This window comes from Duganella paludis, from assembly GCF_054461335.1.
This window is the reverse complement of record NZ_CM136922.1, coordinates 2,960,527-2,975,627: the sequence shown is the minus strand read 5'-3', so window position 1 is coordinate 2,975,627 and position 15,101 is coordinate 2,960,527. Positions and strand designations below refer to the sequence as shown.

Genomic DNA, 15,101 nt, shown 5'->3' with positions numbered 1-15,101 from the left:
TGTAACATTTTACAAACCTACTGGTGCGCCATTGCAACAAAGGTCGATCTACATCTGGCGGAAGTGATGCAGGTAGTTGCGGCTGACCGGCAGCACGGCGTTGTGCTGGCGTAAATGGAGTTCGGCGGTTTCGTTCACGCCGCGCATCACTTCGCGCACGCAAGACAGGTTGACGATGACGGAACGGTGCGTTTGCACGAAGCGCGCAGGATCGAGTTCCTCGCTGAGTTCGCGGATGCTTTTGCGGATCAGCGCCTCGCCCTCTTCCCACGCCACCAGCGTGTATTTGTCGTCGGCGCGCAGGAAGTGCACCTGTTCCACCGGAATCAGGCGCACGCTGGAACCGACCGACGCCTTGATCCATTGCAGCCACGCGCGTGGCTGGGCGCGCTGCGCCATGTGGCCGGCCAACCGGTCCAGCACGGCGTGCAGCGCATCGTTGTCCGGCTTGCGCGCACGCAGGCGTTGCACCGTGTCGGCCAGGCGCGCGCTGTCGACTGGTTTCACCAAGTAGTCGATGGCGCCCTGTTCGAATGCCTGCACTGCGTACTGCTCGTAGGCGGTGACGAATACCACGTGCGCACGCCGCCCCAGCGCGCGCGCCGTTTCGATGCCGTTCAGGCCCGGCATGTGGATATCCAAAAACACGATATCGGGCTGGTGCTGCTCGAACAGCGCCAGCGTTTCCGGGCCGTTGCGGGCGTCGTCGATCAGCCGCAGCTCGGGCCACAGCTGCGCCAGGTGGCTGCGCAGGCGTTCGCGCAGCAGCGGTTCGTCGTCGGCGATGAGGGCGGTGGTCATGTTGGCGTTCCTGGATGAAAATGCAGTTCCACGCGCACGCCCTGCGGCGCCTGTTCGTGAACGTCGAGATGCGCGCCGGCGCCGTAGAAACCCTGCAGGCGCGTGCGCAGATTGGACAGGCCGGTGCCCGGCTGCGCCGTCTCGGCCATGCCGACGCCGGTGTCGCTGACCCACAGCACCACCTTGCCGCTGGCGGCGTCGGCCGCGCCGCCCACTTCGATGCGGCCGCCGGTCATGCTCGGATCGATGCCGTGGCGCACCGCGTTCTCCACCAGCGTCAGCAGCGCCATGGCGGGGAAACGCATGCTGGACAGCGCCGGCAGGCTGGCGACATCGAATTGCAGCCGATCCGGCATGCGCAGATGCATCAACTCCAAGTAGGTGCGTACCAGTTGCAGCTCGGTGCCCAGGGTGGCGTCGGCGTCGTTCAGGCGCGGCATGGCGGCGCGCAGGTAGGCGATCAAATGGCGCAGCACTGGCCCGGCGTTCGGCGAGCCGGAGGCCACCAGCGCCTCCACATTGGCCAGCGTGTTGAACAGGAAGTGCGGCTCGATCTGCGCCTGCAGCAGGCGCAGGCGCGCATCGAGCAGTTCGCGTTCGAGCGCATTCTTTTCCAGTTCCACCTGCAGGCGATCGGCGCGCTCGCGCTCCTTGCGTTCGCCGCGCATCGACAGCATGGACATCACCGTGCCGAAGATCAGCGCCAGCACCACCATCATGATGTAGCCGCTCAGCTTTTCCACACTGCGCAGATAGGTGAAGACGTTAGCGCCCTGCATGATGACCGCCGTCGCCAGCGAAGCCAGCGGCGACATCACCACGATCGCCAGCAGCCGCGCGGCGCGCAGCGACAACCAGCGCGGCCGCAGCGGCCCCGCCGCCGAATACGCCATCAACAGGCAGGCGGCGATAAAGCCGATGTGGCCGATGACGATGTGAAACGCCGTGCGCGACGCCTTGTGCAACAGCCACGACAGGATCAACACGAACAGCGTGACGATCAGCGCCTGGCGCCGGGTGGGCAGCAGCGTACGGTAGGAAAATGGCGCTGTGGGAGAGGTGGGCGTGGAAGTCATCGGTCCACAATAACCGCAATGCCGCCGTCGTTCAAGCCCCGGAAACCGTCGTTCATCGCATCGAAGCCGGCACTGTCTTGAGACAGTGGGGCCGGCTGGCTATCGTGAGTCCGATACAACAAACGGAGCAAACGATATGAGCAAGTCCTCCTACGCATTGAATGCCTCGGCCACGCTGTGGTTCGTGGCGACCCTGGCCGGCCAGCTGATCTTCGGCGCCTACGTGGTGGCCCTGTATGGCGGCGCCGCCATGCACGGCAACCTGAACGGCTGGAACGCCGTGATGCCGCACGGTTACGTCGCCGGCGACCCTGCGGGCAACACCGCCATCGCCGTGCACCTGCTGCTGGCGGCCATCATCATGCTGGGCGGCGGGCTGCAACTGGTGCCGCAAGTGCGGGCCAGGGCGCCGCTGTTTCATCGCTGGAATGGACGGGTGTACCTGACCGGCGCGGTGGTGGCCAGTGTGAGCGGCTTGTACATGCTGTGGTTTCGCGGCACCGTCGGCGACACCACGCAGCACCTGGGCACCACGCTGAACGCGCTGCTGGTGCTGCTGTGTGCGTATCAGGCCTTGCGCCATGCGCTGGCGCGCCGCTTCGATGCCCATCGCGCGTGGGCGCTGCGGCTGTTCCTGTGCGTGAGCGGCGTGTGGTTCTTCCGCATCGGGCTGATGTTCTGGATCGCCCTCAACGGTGGCCCCGCCGGTTTCGATCCGGCCACCTTCACCGGCCCGTTCCTGAGCTTCCTCGCCTTTGCGCAATACCTGCTGCCGCTGGCGGTGCTGGAACTCTACCTGCTCAGCCGCAAGCAAGGCGGCGCGGCCGCACGCGCCGGCATGGCCGCACTGCTGGCGCTGGCGACCGGCGTGACCGGCGTCGGCACGGCGGTCGCTACGCTGGGAATGTGGCTGCCGCGCATGTAAAAAAGCCCCGCCGGTAAGGGCGGGGCCGGGCAACCGGAATCGGAACCGGTGCTTAGAACTTGATGTTGGCGGTCAGGCTGCCCGAGCGTGGCGTGCCCGGGGTGTAACGATAGCCCGACTTGTTGATCGCTTGCACGTATTCCTTGTCGGCCAGGTTGTAGACGTTCAGGCGCAGGTCGATGTGCTTGTTGATCGGATAGGCCGCCATGGCGTCGAATACCCAGTACGAGTTGGCGTATTTCGGCGTGCCGACGGCGCCGTCGGTGCCGCGCGCCAGCTTGTCGCTGAAGCGTGCGCCGCCGCCGATTTGCAGGCCGAACGGCAGGGTGTACGAGGTCCACGCGGTGAACGCTTGCTTAGGCGTGTAGGTCAGCTGGTTGTCGCCGCTGGCCGTGATCACGCGGCCGGCGTTGACGCTGGTCGACTGATGGGTGTAGCCGGCGCTGACCAGCCATTTCGCGATGATCTCGCCGGTCACGCCCAGTTCGATACCCTGCACGCGCTTCTTGCCGGTCTGGTAGTACAGCGCATCAACCGGATCCTGCTCCACTTCGTTTTTCACTTCGGTGCGGAAGAAAGCTGCCGACAGCGACAGTTTCTGGCCCAGCAGATCCCACTTGGTGCCCACCTCGTAGTTGGTGGTTTCCTGTGGATCGAACTTTGGATTGGCGGCGCTGCTGGCCGAGGTGCTCAGCGCGAAGTTGCCGCTGCCCGGTGGCGCTTTCGACGACGCTACCAGGGCGTAGACGCTGCTGTTGGCGGTCGGCTTGTACAGGGCCGACAGTTTGCCGTTGACCAGGTTGTCCGACGCTTCGATGGCGCTGCCGACCAGGGTGCCGACAGGAATCGTCTGCGGCGTGGTGACGGCCTGCACGGTGAGCGCGTTGTAGCTGGTGTTGTAGTGGTCGACGCGCACGCCGCCGTTGAAGATCCACTGCTCGCCGACCTTGATGGTGTCGAACAGGTACACGCTCTGGGTGTTGGTGGTGCCCTCGGTGCGGCCGCCGTTGCGCTGCAGGTTGACCTGGGCGCTGGTGATCGGCGTGTGCGGATTCGGGAAGTAGATGCTGGTCGCTGGCAGGCCGGCGGTGGCGGCCGGCGCCGTGTTGGCATACGTGTAGTTGGTCTGCTTCTCGTTGGTCAGCTCGACGCCGCCGACCACGGTGTGCTTCAGCGCGCCGGTGATGAAGTCGGCGGTCACGGTGGTCTGGTTGGTCAGGATTTCGTTCAGCTGATCCTTGGTGGTCAGGTTGGTGCGCAGCATGGTCCAGTCCGACGGATTGGTCGCGGCGGTGTTGGCGGCCAGGTTGGTGTTGCTGGACATGAACGAGGTCAGCAGATAGTCCTGCTTGGTCTTGCCGTAGCGGCTGGTGTTGACCAGCTTGGCGCCGCCGGCGAAGTCGTGCTCGACCTTGACGGTGGCCATGTCGGCCTTGACGACGTCGTGGTCCAGCACCGAACCGTAGAAGTTCTTTGGATTGACGGTGGCGGCGCCGGCCATGAAGGCGAAGCTCTTGGCCGGAACGGCCGGGCGGGTCGGGGTGGCGGCCACGGCGGCGATGTCGGCCGGCGGGGTCCAGCCCGGCAGGCCGATGGTCAGCACGCCGCCGTCAGGAATATTGTCCTGCTTGACGTGGAAGTAGTTCAGGTAGACGCGGGTCGGCGAGTTCAGGCCGAAGGCCACGCTCGGCGCCACGCCCCAGCGCTTGGCCTTGACCACGTCGCGGCCCGGGTTTTCGCTGTCCTGGTCCAGCAGGTTCAGGCGGAACGCGGTGCCCGCATCGGCGTTGATCACGGTGTTGATGTCGGCCGTGGCGCGGCGCTGCTTGCCGCTGCCCAGCGTGACGGAACCCTGGTAGGCGTTTTCCAGCAGTGGCTGTTTGCTGACCAGGTTGATCGAACCGGTCGGCGACGAGCGGCCGTTGTCGGTGCCGGCCGGGCCTTTGAGCACGTCGATCTGTTCGATGTTGAAGGTGTCGCGCGAGATCGAGCCGATGTCGCGCACGCCGTCCACGTAAATGCTGCTGGAGGCGTCGAAGCCGCGCATGTAGATGGCGTCGCCGGTATTGGTGTTGCCGTTTTCGCCCAGGAAGAAAGCACCCACGCCAGGGGTGTTGCGCAGCGCTTCGCTCAGGGTGATGGCGCCTTGCTGTTCGATCAGTTCCTTCTTGATCACGGTCAGGCTCTGGGCGGTGTCGACCAGTTTTTCGGTGTACTTGGCGGACGAAGCACGTTCGGCTTTGAAGTCGTTCTCACGGCTGGCGTTGACTTGCACTTCCTGCAGGGTGGTCGGCTTGGACTGCTCGGCGGCGTCCGGCAGGGCCGCTTCGGCGGCGTGGGCTGCGACCGGCAGCAGCATTGCGGTGAGCGCTGCGCTGACATGTTGGTTCAAGCGCGTTTGAGCGTGTTTGCGACTTTTAATCATTGCCATGTGCTTCTTTCTGTTGGAAAAGAGACGGCTGGCGACGTTCTGAAACAGTGTTCCTGATGCGTCTGGCTTGCCGGTTAGATGTAAAAATAGTGGGAAATATTGTAACAATAAAACGCAGAAACGTAAATGCGAATTATTATCAATATGATTTATACACCGGCGGAGGGGGGCAACTGCGGAGAAATCACGGGGAAATTGCGGTTCAGGACTGCTCGCGTTCGAGCCAGGCGCGGGCGTGGCTGAGGGTCTGTTCGAGCTCGGCGCGGACGGCGCGGAAGTGTTCGTCGAGTTCTTCGTCGCGCTGGTCGTTGATGGCTTCTTCGGCGGCCATGGTGGCCTGGATCAGGCGTTTGGCGCCCAGCACGCCGACCGCGCCGCGCAGCACGTGGAAGGCGCGGGCGGCATCGCGCAGCCGGCCTTCGCGCAGCGCCACGCCGGCTGCATCGAGCGGTTCCATACCGCCGTCGATGGCGCCGCGCACCATCTTGAACATGGCGGCGCGGCCCTTGGCGTCCTTGCCCATCACGCGCATCAGGCCGTCCATATTGAACACGGCCGCCTCGCCCGCCGGAACGGGCGAGCTGACCAGCTTGGGCGGCGGCGCCGGCCGCAGTGGCGCCGCCGCAGGCAGTGCTGCGGCGGCCTCCATCGCCGCCAGCAGATCGTGCTGGTGGTCGAGCGGTTCCGGCGCCGGCGTTGGCACTGGCACTGGCGCCGAATGCTTCGGCAGGTGGCGCCGCAGCACGGCCAGCATTTCCTCCACCTCGATCGGCTTGGGAATGAAGTCGGTGATGCCGGCGTCGCGGCTGCGTTCGCGCTCGGACTCCAGCACGCCGGCCGTCATGGCGATGATCGGCAGCGCCAGCTTGAGTTCCTGGCGCAGGATGCGGGTGGCGGTAAAGCCGTCCATGACCGGCATTTGCATGTCCATCAGCACCATGTCGTACTCGGCCGGGCGCTGGCGCAGGATATCCACCGCTTCGCGGCCGTCGGCGGCGATGTCGAGCGTGGCGCCGGCGTGTTCGAGGATGCCGCGCGCCACCGCCTGGTTCAACAGATTGTCTTCCACCAGCAGGAAATGAATATCGGCCAGGGTGCCGACGATGCCCTGCTCGGTCACGGCCTGCGGATCGGCCTCGCCCTGCACCGCCAGCGCCTGGTGCAGCGCGTCGAACAGGTTGGAGCTGGTGATGGGCTTGACCAGCACCACGTCCGCCTCCGGCGCGCTGGAGATTTCTTCGATGCGGTCGCGGGCGAAGGCGTTCAGCATCACCACGATGGGTTGCGGCCGCCCTGCTGGTGAGCTTGCGCTGGCCACCGCGCGGATGCCCTTGGCGGTAGCCAGCCCGTCCATGCCGGGCATGTGCCAGTCGGCCAGCACCACGTCGTAGGGTTGCTGGTGTTCCAGGCTCTGGCGGTAGCGCCGCAGCGCCGCCTCGCCGGAATCGACCTCGTCGGCTTGCCAGCCCCAGGCCCGGATCAGCCGCGCCACCAGCTCGCGGCTGGTGCGGCTGTCGTCGGCCACCAGCAGGCGCAGTTGGCCCAGCGCCGACTTGCGCCGTTCGTCGGTCTGGTCAGCCTGGATCTCGAACGGCAGGTTGAACCAGAACGACGAGCCCTGCCCCGGCCGGCTGCTGACGGCGATCTGGCCGCCCATCAGCTCCACCAGCCGCTTGGTGATCGCCAGCCCCAGGCCGGTGCCGCCGAAGCGGCGCGTGATGCTCTGGTCGCCCTGCGAGAAGGCGTTGAACAGCTGGCCCAGCTGGGATTCGGTCATGCCCATGCCGGTGTCGCGCACCTCGAAGCGCAGCAGCGCGCTGCCGTCGTCGCGCGCGCCCAGCTGTACGCTGACCACCACCTCGCCCTGCTCGGTGAACTTGATGGCGTTGCCGGCCAGGTTAATCAGGATCTGCTGCAGGCGCATGGAATCGCCGCGCAGGCGGTTGGGTACCGCCGGATCGACGCTGATGGCCAGCTCCAGTTCCTTGTCGCCGGCATTCATGGTCATCATGGTGCCCAGCGAATCCATCACATCGTTGAGCGCAAAGTCCACCGGCGACAGCTCCAGCTTGCGCGCCTCGATCTTGGAAAAGTCCAGCACGTCGTTGAGGATGCCCAGCAGCGATTGGCCGGAGACGCGCACCATGTTCAGGTACTTGCGCTGCTGCGCCGTCAGCTGCGTGTTGCCGAGCAGATAGACCATGCCCAGCACGGCGTTCATCGGTGTGCGGATTTCGTGACTCATATTGGCCACGAAATCGCTCTTGGCGCGGTTGGCCGCCTGCGCACGGTCGCGTTCGCGCTCCAGCTCCAGCGCGCGCGTTTCCACCTCCTGCTGCAGGCGGTGGCGTTCGGTGATGTCGGATATCACGGCCAGCACCTTGGTGCCCTGGTCGGTGCGCACCGCGCTCAGGTTGACTTCGATCGGGAATTCGCTGCCGTCGCGCCGGCGGCCATACAGCACCTTGCCCTGCCCCATGCGCACCGGCTCGGCGCTCAGGCGGTCGGCGAAGAAGCGGTGGCGGTGCGCCGCATGCTGCGCGCGCAGCCGCTCCGGCACCAGCGTTTCCAGCTGCTGGCCCAGCACCTCGTCGCGCTCATAGCCGAAGCAGCGCTCGCCTTCGCGGTTGAAGGTTTCGATGCGGCCGTCCACGCCCACCACCACGATGGTGTTGGGTGCGAACTCGACCAGGCTTTGCAGCCGGGCGTCGGCCGCCAACCGTTCGTGCATCAAATCGTTAAAAGCCGAGGTCAGCTGGCCGACTTCATCGTGTGCGTGCACCGGCAGCGGCGTGAAGCGGGCCGGATCGGCGCGCAGCGCCACGATGGCGTTGCGCAGCTTGATCAGCGGCGCCATCAGCCGCAGCGTCAGCACGCTGATGAGCAGCGCGGTCAGCAGGGCGGCGATGCCGCTCCAGATCAGCACCCGCTTGAGCACACCATCGAACGGTTCGAAGGCTTCCTCGGTGGGCAGCGAGGTGGCCAGCAGCCAGTCGACAGATTTCAGTTGTTTATAGCTGTTGAGCGCGCGTTCGCCGGTGCTGGTGGTGCCCACCACCGTGCCCTCGAAGCCCTGCTCCAGCGCCAGCGTGGTGGCCGGGTTGGCGTTGGCGGCGCGCGGCTTGAGCAGGCGGGCGATATCGGGATGCAGCACGTAGACCGGGGTCTCGGTGCGGGTCAGCGCGAAGTAATAGCCGGTGCGGCCGACCTTGGCCGTGCGCAGGTGGCCCAGCAGGTTGTCCTTGTATAGGCGCAGCACGCCGATCAGCACGCACACCACTTCGCCTTTGTCGTTGAGCACCGGCGCCACCATCTGCACGATGGGCTGCTTGTTGGCGCGGCCGATCAGCGGCTCGGTGATCATCGGCTTGCGGGTGCGCATCACCGTTTTGAAGTAGGCGCGGTCGGCAGCGTCGATGCCGACGCGGCCCGGCACCATCGGCAGGTCGGAGATGACCTTGCCCTGCGGGCTCAGCACCAGCAGGTCGTCGAACAGGGCCAGCACGGCGCGGTTCTCATAATACTCGCGGAGTTTTTCGGCGGACTCGCCCAGGTTGGCCGGCTGGTTGCGGGCCGACATCGCGATGATATCGAGCAGCATGGTCAGCTTGTCGTCGAGCTCCTGCGCGGTGCGGGTGACCAGCGCGGTCTGCTGCGTGAACATCACCCGCTTGTAATCTTCCTGCATGCGCTGGGTTTGCACCAGCGTCACCAGTCCTATCATCAAGACCGAGGTGATGCTGGTAGCGAGTGCGACTTTAGCCTTGATGCCGAGTGGCTTCATATCATCCTTGGAGGTACCGATGCGTTATCGATTCTCCTATCAATGGCTGCCCTTGGCAAGCGGGTTGCAAGGCGCTTGCAACCCGCTTTTTTACTTTATCGCTGCGCGGCGGCGATCAGTACCTCCGCAACCTGGGCCGGCTGCGACACCATCGGCACGTGGCTGCTTGGCAGCGTGGTGGTGGTGGCGTTGATTTTCTTGGCGAAGGCTTGCTGCAGGCCTGGGTCGATCATGCGGTCTTGGCTTGCAACGATGTAGTAATTCGCCTTGTTTTTCCACGCGGCCACGGTGGTCGGTTCGCCGAAGGCTTTCAGGGCGATCGGGCCTTGGGTGGCGTTGATCAGCGCGGCGGTGGCCGGCGACACGTCCTGCGCAAAGTTCTTGGCCACCGAGTCGGCCGGCAGCCAGCCATAGCCGGTAGCGTCCGCCTGGATGGTGGCGATGCCGGCTGGCGTCGGGTAATCCTTGCCCAGGTTGCCGGTGGCTTCACCTTCCGATGGCGCGAACGCCGCCACGTAGACCAGTGCCTTGATCTTGTCGCTGGTGCCGGCCTGGGTGATCACGGTGCCGCCCCAGGAGTGGCCGGCCAGCACGACTTTGCCGGTTTGCGCATCGACCACGCGCTGGGTGGCGGCGACGTCGTCGGCCAGCGAGCTCAGCGGGTTCTGCACGGCCACCACTTTGTAACCTTTGGCTTGCAGGATAGGAATCACCTTGTCCCAGCTCGAACCGTCGGCGAAGGCGCCGTGTACCAGAACGATGGTGGTGTCGTTGGCAGGAGCGGCGGCGTGGGCGAAAGCGGTGGCGGCCAGCAGTGCGGAAGCGATGATCGTGCGTTTCATGGTAATTCCTTTCAATGTTGTGTGCTATTAATTAGTGCGCTAAGTGTTGGTCTTTAAAAAACGCCACTTGTTTAAGTCGCGTCCATGAAGAGCAATATAGCGCGCAATTAATTAGTGCGCAAGCTAATTTCGAAATAATTTTTATGGGGTCAAATCAGGAACCGAGGTTGTGGTTCAGTTTACCGAGGTTGCGCATCAGCGAGGCAACCTCCTCGTTATCGATGGAGCAGTGGCCGGCGAAGTCCTGGCTGACCTTGAGGGCGGCCGCGCGCAGCTCCTGGCCGGCCGGGGTCAGCGTCAGCACGCGGTTGCGCTCGTCGCGCGGATCGCGGCTGCGGATCAGGTAGCCCTCCGCCTCCAGCCGCTTGACCACCGGCGTCACCGAGCCGGAATCCTGCTGCAGGCGTTCGGCCACGTCCTTGATGCCCAGCCCGTCCTGCTCCCATAGCACCACCATCACCAGGTATTGTGGATAAGTCAGCTTGAGCGCGGTCAGCAGCGGCTTGTAGGTCTGGGTCATCTTCAGCGAGGTGCTGTAGATCAGATAGCACAGGTGCTGGTCGAGGGTGGGAGGCTTGGGCAGGGTCATGACCGTAGCCTAACAAAATATTTTCACCGGCGCGAATCCAAATGCGATGCGCGGTCCTCTTAGTAGCCGAGGGTCTTCCTCTACAACTATTTGGAGAGCAAAATGTTCTATGTTAAAAATGTACCAACTTGGGAGCGCGTGTTGCGCGTGGTCGTCGGCCTGATCGCTGTGTATGTAGGCTTCGCGCTGTTGGGCGGTTTGTGGGGCACGGTGGTGGCGGTCTCGGCGGCGGGCATCGTCGCTTCCGGGCTGGTGGGTTTCTGCCCGATGTGCGCCATGGTCGGCCGCCGCCTCGACAAGGCGGCGAAACAAGGGAAATAATGAGTCTTGCGGAACAACATTTGCCGGTGCTGGACGCCGCCCATCGCGGCGATCCGGCGGCGCTGGCGCAGCTGTTGCGGCTGTGCCAGCCCGATATCCGCCGCTACGCCCAGCGCAACTGCTTGATCGCCGATGTCGACGACGCTGTGCAGGAAACGCTGCTGGTGTTGTCGCGCAAGCTGGCGTCGGTGCGCATGCTGGCGGCGTTTTCCGGCTGGTTGTTCCAGGTGGTCAAGCGTGAATGCCACCGCCTCGGCCGCGCCGCGCTCGGTCACGATCCGTGGGACGACGAACGCGCCGAGCAGTGGCTGGCCCGCCAGGACACCGCCGGCTTGCGCACCGAGTTGATCGGCGCGCTGGAGTCGCTGCCGGCCGATTACCTGAAGGTGGTGCTGCTGCGCGACTTCGCAGAATTGTCGATCGCGGAAATCGCCCAAGAGACAGGCGACTCGGTCGCCGCCGTGAAAAGCCGCTTGCATCGCGCAAGACAAATGGCGCGCGAATACTTGATCGGATGACTGCGGAATAGGCGCCAAACGACGCTTGATGGGCTACACTGGCCGCATGATACGAGAACTTCCTTCGCTGCTTATTCCCGGCACCACCATCGAGGTGCTGAAAGCCAGCTGCGCTTCGTGCAGCATGCACCAGCTGTGCCTGCCGATGGGGCTCGACAACAATGACATGGAGCGGCTCGACGAGATCATCGGCCGCCGCCGCAAGGTGGCGCGCGGCGCGACGCTGTTCCGCATCGGCGACAGCTTCCAGAACCTGTACGCGATCCGTCTCGGTCATTTCAAGACTTACCAGGTCAACCGCGCCGGCGCGGAACAGATCACCGGCTTCCAGATGGCCGGCGAGCTGCTGGGCATGGACGCCATCAGCGCCGACGTACACCATTGCACCGCCATCGCGCTGGAAGACAGCGAAGTGTGCGAGATTCCGTTTGGCACCTTGCAGCAATTGCTGGCGGAAATGCCGACCTTGCTGCGCCATTTCCACCGCATGATGAGCCAGGAAATCACGCGCGAACAAAGCGTGATGCTGTTGTTGGGGAATATGCAGGCGACCCAGCGCTTCGCCGCCTTCCTGGTCAACCTGTCGTCGCGCTACGAGGCGCGCGGCTATTCGCCGAACACCTTCCAGCTGCGCATGTCGCGCGAAGAGATCGGCAACTACCTGGGCCTGACCATCGAAAGCATCAGCCGCCTGCTGTCCAAGTTCAAGAAGGAAGGCCTGGTGCGCGTCAGCAATCGCGAGATCGAACTGCTCAACCCGCCGCTGCTCAAGGCCATCACCGCCGGCACTGAAACCTGCGCTTGATCCGGAAGCCTTAGTCCGGCAACAGCGCAATGCCGCGCTGCGCCGGCCAAGTCCAGGCGCCGGCCAGGCGCCAATCGCGTTTCTTCCCTTCCACCAGCACGATCCAGCGGCTGCGTTCGAGCAGCGGCAGGCTGGCGCTGAACGTGCCGTCCTGGTCCGGCACCAGGATCAGCTTGATATCCTTTTCCGGCAGCGTGGCGTGCGACAGATGCAGCAGCAGTGGCCCGCTATCCTTGCGGTTGATGCGTCCGCTCAGGGTGCCGGTGGCGGCATCGTAGCCGAGCGCCACCGACAGTCCCATTTGCGACGCCACATGGTCGCGCCGCAAATCCTGGTTGATGGCCTTGCCTTGCTTGTAGTAGTCGCCCACCACCAGCGCATCGGGCGCCGAGACGGCCAGGTAGCCGGCGTAGATGCTGGCCGTCACCACAATCGCCGGGCCGGCCATCAGCAGCCACGGCCAGCGTTGTTTCCACCACGGCGCGACCGGCATAGTCAGCGTGTTCATGAACATTCTCCTTAGCGCGGCACAATGAAGACCGCGGATTCTTTTACATGCAGCGACGGATCGTCGACTGCGGTCAGGGTGACTTCGATCTTGTTCGAGCCCGGCTTGCCGGCGCCGTGCGCGGTGCGCAGGCGGATCGGATAGCCCTTGGTCTCGGTGGCCTCCACCATCACCTGGTCGGCGGTGACCTGCGCCAGCGTCGGCATGCCGCCCACGGCGATCTTGTACACGTGCGCTTGTTCGGAAGTGTTCATGATCTGCAGGCGGTAGACGTTTTCGATCATGCCGTCCTCGACCTCGCGGCCCATGGAGCCGCGATCGCGGATCACGTCCAGCTTGAGCGGCGTGCGCAGGGTCAGCGCGCCGGCTGTGGCGAGCATGATCAGTCCGAGCACGGCGCTGTAGATCTTCACGCGCGGGCGCAAGGCGCGGCGCCGGATCTCGGTCGGCGTCAGGTGGTCTTCCATGGCGCGCTCGGTGCTGTAGCGGATCAGGCCGCGCGCCTGGCCGGTCTTGTCCATCACGCCGTTGCAGGCGTCGACGCAGGCGGCGCAGCCGATGCATTCATATTGCAGGCCCTTGCGGATGTCGATGCCGGTCGGGCACACCTGCACGCACAGCGAGCAATCGATGCACGAGCCGCCATTACCGTGGCTGTTCTTCGACAGCGGGCCGCGCGGCTCGCCGCGTTTGGCGTCGTAGGTGATGATCAGGGTGTCGCGGTCGAACATCGAGCTCTGGAAGCGCGCATACGGGCACATGTACTTGCACACCTGCTCGCGCAGCCAGCCGGCGTTGCCGTAGGTGGCAAAGCTGTAGAACACCACCCAGAACCATTCCCACGGGCCGAAGGTCAGCGTCGCCACTTCGCCCATTAAATGCGTGATCGGCGTGAAGTAGCCGACGAAGGTGAAGCCCGTCCACAGCGCCACCGCGCCCCAAGCCAGGTGCTTGGCGCCCTTCTTGCCGAACTTGCGCAGCGAGGCCGGCTGGCGGTCGAGCGCGATGCGGGCGCTGCGCTTGCCTTCGATCTTGCGTTCTATCCACAGGAAGATTTCGGTGTACACCGTTTGCGGACAGGCGAAGCCACACCACACGCGCCCCGCCACCGCCGTCGCCAGGAATAGCAGATAGGCGCTGATGATCAACAGCGCCGCCAGGTAGATGAAGTCCTGCGGCCACAGCACCAGGCCAAAGATATAGAACTTACGCGCGCCCAGGTCGAACAGCAGCGCTTGCCGGCCGTTCCACTGTAGCCAGGGCGTGCAGTAGAAGGCCAGCTGCGTCAGCCAGACGAACAGCCAGCGCAGGCGCGCATAGCGGCCGTCCGTCTCGCGCGGATAGATTTCCTCGCGGGCGGCGTACATCTTGATCACTTGTGGCTGCGGCTCGTTCATTTTTCGGCGACTGTTTCAGCTGGCGCTGGTTGACGGACGTCGTTGGACAAACTCCATACGTAGGCGGCCAGCACATGCACCTTGGCGTCGCCGAGGAAGTCATCGAACGGCGGCATGGTGGTGGTGCGGCCCTTGGTGATGGTTTCCTTGATGGTCTCGGCGCTGCCGCCGAACAGCCAGATCTTGTCGCTCAGGTTGGGGGCGCCCAATGCCTGGTTGCCCTTGCCGCCGGCGCCGTGGCAGGCCAGGCAGGCGCCGAACTTCTCTTTGCCGAACACGGCCTTGATCGGATCGGCGGTCGAGCCGGACAGGGTCAGCACGTAATGGGCGACGTTTTCCACATCCTTGTCGCCGCCCAGCGCCGCGCCCATCGGCGGCATGGCGCCGACGCGGCCGTGCAGGATGGTTTCCTTGATGGTTTCCGGCGTGCCGCCGAACAACCAGTCGTTGTCGGTCAGGTTGGGGAAGCCCTTGTTGCCGCGCGCGTCGGAGCCGTGGCATTGCGCGCAGTAGGTCAGGAACAGCCGTTCGCCGATGGCGTGCGCCTGCGGATCGGCCGCCACGGTTTTCAAGTCCTGCTTCTGGTACTTGGCGAACAGCGGGCCGAACTCGGCGTCGGCCTGCTTCAGTTCGCCCTTGTATTCGGCGGTGGAGGTCCAGCCCAGCCTGCCGGCGTAGGTGCCCAGGCCGGGATACAGGAACAGGTAGGCCAGTGCGAACACGATGGTGATGTAGAACAGCCACATCCACCAACGCGGCATAGGCGTGTTCAGCTCGGTCAGGTCTTCGTCCCAGACGTGGCCCGTGGTATCGGTCTTGCCGTCGGCCGTCTTGGCCAGCTTGACCTTCGCTTGCGAGTACAGCAGCACGCCGCAGCCGAATACGCCGAGCAGGGTCAGGACCACGATGTACCAATCCCAGAAGCCGTTGGTGAAATCAGCCATGACGCTTCTCCTCTTCGTCGGCGAACGGCAGTTGCGCGGCCGTGGCGAAATCGTCTTCCTTGTGGCGCACGTAGGCCCACCACAGGATGCCGGCGAAGGTGATGAACGAGATCACGGTCATCACGCTGCTGGCGTTGTCAAACAGGGTATCGAGTGCCAT

Annotated in this window: 14 protein-coding genes; 4 read left to right on the top strand and 10 right to left on the bottom strand. The window is 64.5% G+C overall.

What is annotated here, in order from left to right:
• Positions 1 to 48: 48 nt before the first annotated feature.
• The gene (locus tag ACXZ1M_RS13315) at positions 49 to 801 is read right to left on the bottom strand and encodes a LytR/AlgR family response regulator transcription factor (RefSeq protein ID WP_459053614.1); all 753 of its coding nucleotides are present in this window, start codon (positions 799 to 801) and stop codon (positions 49 to 51) included.
• Entirely contained in the window at positions 798 to 1,877 is a 1,080-nt protein-coding gene (locus ACXZ1M_RS13310; RefSeq protein ID WP_459053613.1) for a sensor histidine kinase, read from the bottom strand. The genes ACXZ1M_RS13315 and ACXZ1M_RS13310 overlap by 4 nt, the downstream gene beginning before the upstream one ends.
• 136 nt (positions 1,878 to 2,013) lie before the next feature.
• Here ACXZ1M_RS13310 and ACXZ1M_RS13305 point away from each other — a divergent pair, with 136 nt between their 5' ends.
• Positions 2,014 to 2,802 (top strand): DUF2306 domain-containing protein, encoded by a 789-nt coding sequence (locus tag ACXZ1M_RS13305; RefSeq protein ID WP_459053612.1) that lies wholly within the window; start codon positions 2,014 to 2,016, stop codon positions 2,800 to 2,802.
• A 52-nt stretch (positions 2,803 to 2,854) separates the two neighbouring features.
• Here ACXZ1M_RS13305 and ACXZ1M_RS13300 read toward each other — a convergent pair whose 3' ends face one another.
• The 4 genes from ACXZ1M_RS13300 to ACXZ1M_RS13285 all read right to left on the bottom strand — a co-directional run bounded on the left by ACXZ1M_RS13300 (position 2,855) and on the right by ACXZ1M_RS13285 (position 10,448).
• Positions 2,855 to 5,233, bottom strand: coding sequence for a catecholate siderophore receptor Fiu (locus ACXZ1M_RS13300; RefSeq protein WP_459053611.1), 2,379 nt, complete (start codon positions 5,231 to 5,233; stop codon positions 2,855 to 2,857).
• A gap of 202 nt (positions 5,234 to 5,435) precedes the next feature.
• Positions 5,436 to 9,017: a response regulator gene (locus ACXZ1M_RS13295; RefSeq protein WP_459053610.1), complete on the bottom strand. Its 3,582-nt coding sequence runs from the start codon at positions 9,015 to 9,017 to the stop codon at positions 5,436 to 5,438.
• A gap of 95 nt (positions 9,018 to 9,112) precedes the next feature.
• Entirely contained in the window at positions 9,113 to 9,859 is a 747-nt protein-coding gene (locus tag ACXZ1M_RS13290; RefSeq protein WP_459053609.1) for an alpha/beta fold hydrolase, read from the bottom strand.
• Between the two features lie 154 nt (positions 9,860 to 10,013).
• Positions 10,014 to 10,448: a MarR family winged helix-turn-helix transcriptional regulator gene (locus ACXZ1M_RS13285; protein ID WP_373989733.1), complete on the bottom strand. Its 435-nt coding sequence runs from the start codon at positions 10,446 to 10,448 to the stop codon at positions 10,014 to 10,016.
• Positions 10,449 to 10,550: 102 nt separating this feature from the next.
• On the opposite strand from ACXZ1M_RS13285, the gene ACXZ1M_RS13280 reads away from it, so the two are divergent.
• Genes ACXZ1M_RS13280 through fnr form a run of 3 tightly spaced genes read left to right on the top strand, consistent with a single transcriptional unit; the run spans position 10,551 to position 12,092 of the window.
• On the top strand, positions 10,551 to 10,769 hold the full coding sequence (locus ACXZ1M_RS13280; RefSeq protein ID WP_459053608.1) for a YgaP family membrane protein: 219 nt from the start codon (positions 10,551 to 10,553) through the stop codon (positions 10,767 to 10,769).
• A complete protein-coding gene (locus tag ACXZ1M_RS13275; protein ID WP_459053607.1) occupies positions 10,769 to 11,287 on the top strand; it encodes an RNA polymerase sigma factor in 519 nt (172 codons plus the stop codon). The genes ACXZ1M_RS13280 and ACXZ1M_RS13275 overlap by 1 nt, the downstream gene beginning before the upstream one ends.
• Before the next feature lie 46 nt (positions 11,288 to 11,333).
• Positions 11,334 to 12,092 (top strand): fumarate/nitrate reduction transcriptional regulator Fnr, encoded by a 759-nt coding sequence (fnr, locus tag ACXZ1M_RS13270; protein ID WP_459053606.1) that lies wholly within the window; start codon positions 11,334 to 11,336, stop codon positions 12,090 to 12,092.
• Between the two features lie 10 nt (positions 12,093 to 12,102).
• Here fnr and ACXZ1M_RS13265 read toward each other — a convergent pair whose 3' ends face one another.
• The 4 genes from ACXZ1M_RS13265 to ACXZ1M_RS13250 are packed head-to-tail and all read right to left on the bottom strand — an operon-like array spanning position 12,103 to position 15,101.
• Positions 12,103 to 12,600 carry a FixH family protein gene (locus ACXZ1M_RS13265; RefSeq protein WP_459053605.1) on the bottom strand — a complete coding sequence of 166 codons (498 nt, stop codon included), beginning with the start codon at positions 12,598 to 12,600 and terminating at the stop codon, positions 12,103 to 12,105.
• An 11-nt stretch (positions 12,601 to 12,611) separates the two neighbouring features.
• Complete coding sequence (ccoG, locus tag ACXZ1M_RS13260) at positions 12,612 to 13,997, bottom strand: cytochrome c oxidase accessory protein CcoG (RefSeq protein WP_459053604.1); 1,386 nt, start codon at positions 13,995 to 13,997, stop codon at positions 12,612 to 12,614.
• Positions 13,994 to 14,941, bottom strand: a complete 948-nt coding sequence (ccoP, locus tag ACXZ1M_RS13255) for a cytochrome-c oxidase, cbb3-type subunit III (protein ID WP_459053603.1) — start codon at positions 14,939 to 14,941, stop codon at positions 13,994 to 13,996. The genes ccoG and ccoP overlap by 4 nt, the downstream gene beginning before the upstream one ends.
• Positions 14,934 to 15,101 carry a cbb3-type cytochrome oxidase subunit 3 gene (locus tag ACXZ1M_RS13250; protein ID WP_459053602.1) on the bottom strand — a complete coding sequence of 56 codons (168 nt, stop codon included), beginning with the start codon at positions 15,099 to 15,101 and terminating at the stop codon, positions 14,934 to 14,936. Before ACXZ1M_RS13250 ends, ccoP begins: the two co-directional genes overlap by 8 nt.